Origin of the sequence: Streptomyces kebangsaanensis (genome assembly GCF_001906585.1) — a bacterium.
Classification (GTDB): Bacteria; Actinomycetota; Actinomycetes; order Streptomycetales; family Streptomycetaceae; genus Streptomyces; species Streptomyces kebangsaanensis.
Genome location: NZ_JUJA01000045.1, coordinates 141487 through 147555, shown reverse-complemented (window position 1 = coordinate 147555; position 6069 = coordinate 141487). Strand labels below are relative to the sequence as shown.

Sequence of the window (6069 nt, the reverse complement as noted above, 5' to 3'; positions counted from 1 at the left end):
GGGGCCCGGCTGGCCGTACGGTCCGGGCTGCTGGGGCTGCCCGCCGTACGGGCCCGGCTGGTTGCTGCTCATCCTGGGTTCCCCTCCAGATGCTTATGTGTTCCTGACATCCTCACCCAGGCACGCCGCGCGCGAGGCGGCGGGGTCCCGCACCGTTACAGAACAAACGCGTTTCGGGACCGCGACGTGACACCTCTAAACTGACCCCTGTGACCGAGAACGCTCAGCAGCAGCCACCCGCGCCCGACACCGAACTGCCGACCCAGTACGCGCCGGCCGACGTAGAGGGGCCGCTGTACGAGCGCTGGGTAGAGCGGGGCTACTTCGAGGCGGACGCGAAGAGCGACAAGCCGCCGTACACCATCGTCATCCCGCCGCCGAACGTCACCGGCTCGCTCCACCTGGGGCACGCCTTCGAGCACACGCTCATCGACGCCCTCACCCGCCGCAAGCGCATGCAGGGCTACGAGACGCTGTGGCAGCCCGGCATGGACCACGCGGGCATCGCCACCCAGAACGTCGTCGAGCGCGAGCTCGCCAAGGAGGGCAAGTCCCGGCACGACCTGGGCCGCGAGGCCTTCGTCGAGCGCGTCTGGCAGTGGAAGAGCGAGTCCGGCGGGCAGATCTCCGGCCAGATGCGCCGCCTCGGCGACGGCGTCGCCTGGTCGCGTGAGCGCTTCACCATGGACGAGGGGCTCTCCCAGGCCGTCCAGACCATCTTCAAGCGGCTCTACGACGACGAGCTGATCTACCGCGCCGAGCGCATCATCAACTGGTGCCCCCGGTGCCTGACCGCCATCTCCGACATCGAGGTCGAGTACCAGGACGACGACGGCGAGCTCGTCTCGATGAAGTACGGCGACGGCGACGACACCATCGTGGTCGCCACCACCCGTGCCGAGACCATGCTCGGCGACACCGCCGTGGCCGTCCACCCCGACGACGAGCGCTACCGGCACCTCGTCGGCAAGCTGATCAAGCTGCCGCTGACGGACCGGTCCATCCCCGTCGTCGCCGACGAGCACGTCGACCCCGAGTTCGGCACCGGGGCCGTCAAGGTCACCCCGGCGCACGACCCGAACGACTTCGAGATCGGGCAGCGCCACGACCTGCCGGCCATCACCGTGATGGACGAGCACGCCATCATCACCGTGCACGGCCCCTTCCAGGGCCTGGACCGCTTCGAGGCCCGCTCCGCCATCGTCGGCGCGCTGCGCGCCGAGGGCCGGATCGTCGCCGAGAAGCGGCCCTACGTCCACTCCGTCGGCCACTGCTCGCGCTGCAAGACCACCATCGAGCCGCGCCTGTCGATGCAGTGGTGGGTCAAGGTCGGCCCGCTCGCCAAGGCCGCCGGTGACGCCGTCCGGGACGGCCGCGTCGCGATCCACCCGCAGGAGATGGAGAAGCGGTACTTCGACTGGGTCGACAACCTCCACGACTGGTGCATCTCGCGGCAGTTGTGGTGGGGTCACCGGATCCCCGTCTGGTACGGGCCGAACGGGGAAGTCGTCTGCGTCGGACCCGACGAGGAGCCGCCCGGCACCGAGGCCGAGGGCTGGAAGCAGGACACCGACGTCCTCGACACCTGGTTCTCCTCCGGCCTGTGGCCGTTCTCCACGCTCGGCTGGCCCGAACGGACCGAGAGCCTGGCGAAGTTCTACCCGAACTCCGTCCTGGTCACCGGCTACGACATCCTCTTCTTCTGGGTCGCCCGGATGATGATGTTCGGCCTGTACGCGATGGACGGCACACCGCCGTTCCACACCATCGCCCTGCACGGCATGGTCCGCGACCAGTTCGGCAAGAAGATGTCGAAGTCCTTCGGCAACGCGGTCAACCCGCTGGACTGGATGGACAAGTACGGCTCCGACGCGCTCCGGTTCACGCTCGCGCGCGGCGCCAACCCGGGCGTGGACGTCCCGATCGGCGAGGACTGGGTCCAGGGGTCGCGCAACTTCGCCAACAAGATCTGGAACGCCACCCGCTTCGCGCTGATGAACGGCGCGACGGTGGACGGTCCGCTGCCGGACGCCTCGAGGATGTCGGCGACCGACCGCTGGATCCTGTCCCGGCTGAACTCGGTCGTCGCCGAAGTCGACGCGTACTACGACGACTTCCAGTTCGCCAAGCTGTCCGACGCGCTGTTCCACTTCGCCTGGGACGAGGTCTTCGACTGGTACGTCGAGCTGTCCAAGACCACCTTCCAGGCGGGCGGCGAGGCGGCCGAGGTCTCCCAGCGGGTGCTGGGAGAGGTCCTGGACGTCACGCTGAGGCTGCTGCACCCGGTGGTCCCGTTCGTCACGGAGACGCTGTGGACCACCCTTACGGGTGGTGAGTCGGTCGTCATCGCCGAGTGGCCGGCCGACAGCGGCTTCCGGGACGCGGCGGCGGAGAAGGAGATCGGGACCCTCCAGTCCGTCATCACCGAGGTCCGCCGCTTCCGCGCCGACCAGGGCCTCCAGCCCGGCCAGCGGGTGCCGGCCCGTCTGACCCTGGACGGCACGGCACTGGCCCCGCACGAGGCGGCCATCCGCCAGCTGCTGCGGCTGCAGCCGGAGGGCGACTCCTTCACGGCCACGGCGACCCTGCCGGTGGCGGGTGTCGAGGTCGCGCTGGACCTGTCGGGCGCGATCGACGTGGCCGCGGAGCGGAAGCGGCTGGCCAAGGACCTGGCCGGCGCCGAGAAGGAGAAGGCGCAGGCCGACGCCAAGCTCGGCAACGAGGCGTTCCTGGCGAAGGCGCCCGACCACGTGGTCGAGAAGATCCGTACGCGGCTGGCCAAGGCCGAGGAGGACATCACGCGGATCGCCGCGCAGCTGGAGCGGCTGCCGCAGGCGTGAGGGCCGTACGCCGCCGAGGGCGCCCGGAGCCGTCAGGTTCCGGGCGCCCTCGGTTTGTCGCAGGGGTGGGTGCGGGCCATGCGGCACGCGTGCCCGCAGGCCGCGTACGTAGACTGGGCCCCGTGAGTGAGCTCCCCCCGGACCCCCGTGGTCAGCACGACCCCCTCGACTCCTTCGACGAGATCGTCGCGACCGCGCAGACATCAGCCGCTTCCGCGGCGGGCGACCGCGACCCCGACCTCGCGGTGATCGAGGCCGGCAGCCGCACCCTGCGGACGCAGGGCGGGCCACCGCGGGCGGACGTACCCGGGCGCCCGGAGGACCCCGAGGTCGACAAGGCGCTGCGCGAGGTCGAGGGAGAGCTGGCCACCCGCTGGGGCGAGACCAAGCTGGAGCCCTCGGTCAGCCGGATCTCCGCGCTGATGGACGTCCTGGGCGAACCGCAGCGGTCGTACCCGTCGATCCACATCACCGGCACCAACGGCAAGACCTCCACCGCCCGCATGATCGAGGCCCTGCTCGGCGCCTTCGAGCTGCGCACCGGCCGGTACACCTCCCCGCACGTGCAGTCGATCACCGAGCGGATCAGCCTGGACGGCGCCCCGATCTCCGCCGAGCGGTTCGTCGAGACGTACCACGACATCAAGCCCTACGTGGAGATGGTCGACACCTCGCAGGAGTACCGCCTGTCCTTCTTCGAGGTGCTGACCGGCATGGCGTACGCCGCCTTCGCCGACGCGCCGGTGGACGTGGCCGTCGTCGAGGTGGGCATGGGCGGCAGCTGGGACGCCACCAACGTCATCGACGCGGACGTCGCCGTCGTCACCCCCATCGCCCTCGACCACACCGACCGGCTCGGCGCCACCACGGGCGAGATCGCCGGGGAGAAGGCCGGCATCATCAAGCAGGACGCCACGGTGATCATGGCCCAGCAGCCGGTGGACGCCGCCCAGGTGCTGCTGAAGAAGGCCGTGGAGGTCAACGCGACCGTGGCCCGCGAGGGGCTGGAGTTCGGCGTCCTGGCGCGGCAGGTGGCCGTCGGCGGGCAGCTGCTCACCCTGCGCGGCCTGGGCGGCGAGTACACCGAGGTGTACCTGCCGCTGCACGGCGCCCACCAGGCGCACAACGCCGCCGTGGCGCTCGCCGCCGTGGAGGCGTTCTTCGGCGTCGGCGCCCAGCGCGCCGAGCCGCTGGACGCGGAGACCGTCCGCAAGGCGTTCGCGTCCGTCGCCTCGCCGGGCCGGCTGGAGGTCGTACGGCGCTCGCCGACCGTGGTGCTGGACGCCGCGCACAACCCGGCCGGCGCGCGGGTCACGGCCGAGGCGGTGCGGGAGGCGTTCGACTTCAGCCGGCTGATCGGCGTGGTCGGCGCCAGTGGCGACAAGAACGTGCGCGGTCTGCTGGAGGCCTTCGAACCGATCTTCGCGGAGGTCGTGGTCACGCAGAACTCCAGCCACCGCGCGATGGACGCCGACGAGCTGGCCGCGATCGCCGTCGAGGTGTTCGGCGAGGACCGGGTCCAGGTCGAACCGCGGCTGCCGGACGCGCTGGAGGCCGCGATCACGCTCGCCGAGGAGGAAGGCGAGTTCGCCGGTGGCGGTGTGCTGGTCACCGGTTCCGTCATCACCGTCGGCGAGGCCCGACTGCTCCTCGGGAGGGGCTGACTTCTCGTGCGTACGCTGTGTTCCTCGACCCTGATCGGCGAGTTCTTCGTCATCGGTTTCGCCGGACTGGTCGCGATGAAGGATCCCGGCCTGTCCATGACGACCGTGTGGACGGTCAGCGGCATCGCCATGCTGCTGTGCCTGCTGCTGTGCGGCCTGGTGACCCGGCCCGGCGGCGTGGCCCTCGGCTGGGTGCTGCAGGTCGCGCTGATCGCCTCCGGCTTCGTGGTGCCGATGATGTTCTTCCTGGGCGCGGTGTTCGCGGCCCTGTGGTGGGCCTCGGTGCACTTCGGGCGGAAGGTCGACGAGGCGAAGGCCAGGTTCGCCGCGCAGGCCGCCGGACCCGCCGAACCCTCCTCCCCCGACGCTGCGTGACAGCGCCCTGTACCCTCGTCCCACCGCGTACCCGTAAGGCAAGAAGGAGCTCCGTCGTGACCCAGCGCACCCTCGTCATCCTCAAGCCCGACGCCGTCCGTCGTGGCTTGACCGGCGAGATCATCAGCCGTATCGAGCGCAAGGCCGGCTGGCAGATCACCGCGCTGGAGCTGCGCACCCTGGACACCGAGATCCTGGAGCAGCACTACGGCGAGCACAAGGGCAAGCCCTTCTACGAGCCGCTGATGGGGTTCATGGCCTCCGGTCCGGTCGTGGTCATGATCGTCGAGGGCGAGCGGGTCATCGAGGGCGTGCGCGCGCTGGCCGGGCCCACCGACCCGATCGCCGCCGCTCCGGGCTCGATCCGCGGGGACTACGGCGTGATCGTCCGGGAGAACCTGATCCACGCCTCCGACTCCGAGGAGTCCGCCGAGCGCGAGGTCAAGATCTTCTTCCCGGGCCGCGGCTGACACCCGGAAGAGCCTGCCCCCGCCGCTCTTCCTGACGTTCCATCAGTTCGCACGGTCACCCGCCCCGGGGGGCCGTGCGAACCCGTCCGCCCCCGCATGGGGGATGCCGATCGGGGGAACGAGTGCCTCCGATGGGCCGTCTCCGCAAGCGAGGCGGTACGCCATCCGCTGACAATGGCGAAGACCCTCGCGCAGTGTTCGTGCAGGCGCGTCTACGATGGAAGCCTTCACGTCACAGCACCCACCTCGCCGTACCTGAAACGCCCTCAAAAGCTCCCAGGGAAGGCCAGACGAATCCTGATGGGGAACTCAATGTCGTTCATCGGCCGTGACATGGCTGTCGACCTCGGGACCGCCAACACGCTGGTGTACGTCAGGGGTCGCGGGATCGTACTCAACGAGCCGTCCGTCGTCGCGATCAACACGAACACCGGTGGCATCCTCGCGGTCGGCGCCGAGGCGAAGAAGATGATCGGGCGCACGCCCGGCAACATCGTTGCCGTGCGTCCGTTGAAGGACGGCGTCATCGCGGACTTCGAGATCACCGAGCGGATGCTCCGCTACTTCATCCTGAAGATCCACAAGCGGCGGTATCTGGCTCGTCCGCGGGTCGTGGTCTGCGTGCCCTCCGGCATCACCGGCGTCGAGCGCCGTGCCGTCATCGAGGCCTCCACCCAGGCCGGCGCCCGTCAGGTGCACATCATCGAGGAGCCGATGGCC

Annotated in this window: 5 protein-coding genes; all 5 read left to right on the top strand. The window is 70.1% G+C overall.

What is annotated here, in order from left to right:
* Positions 1 to 209: 209 nt before the first annotated feature.
* Entirely contained in the window at positions 210 to 2840 is a 2631-nt protein-coding gene (locus RH94_RS06740) for a valine--tRNA ligase (protein ID WP_073946718.1), read from the top strand.
* 122 nt (positions 2841 to 2962) lie between these two features.
* The gene (gene folC, locus RH94_RS06735) at positions 2963 to 4504 is read left to right on the top strand and encodes a bifunctional tetrahydrofolate synthase/dihydrofolate synthase (RefSeq protein ID WP_073946717.1); all 1542 of its coding nucleotides are present in this window, start codon (positions 2963 to 2965) and stop codon (positions 4502 to 4504) included.
* A gap of 6 nt (positions 4505 to 4510) precedes the next feature.
* Positions 4511 to 4879: a DUF4233 domain-containing protein gene (locus RH94_RS06730; RefSeq protein WP_073946716.1), complete on the top strand. Its 369-nt coding sequence runs from the start codon at positions 4511 to 4513 to the stop codon at positions 4877 to 4879.
* A 56-nt stretch (positions 4880 to 4935) separates the two neighbouring features.
* Positions 4936 to 5349: a nucleoside-diphosphate kinase gene (gene ndk / locus RH94_RS06725; RefSeq protein WP_073946715.1), complete on the top strand. Its 414-nt coding sequence runs from the start codon at positions 4936 to 4938 to the stop codon at positions 5347 to 5349.
* A gap of 312 nt (positions 5350 to 5661) precedes the next feature.
* Positions 5662 to 6069 (top strand): rod shape-determining protein (locus RH94_RS42585; RefSeq protein ID WP_234425586.1); only part of this gene is annotated, 408 nt, incomplete at its 3' end.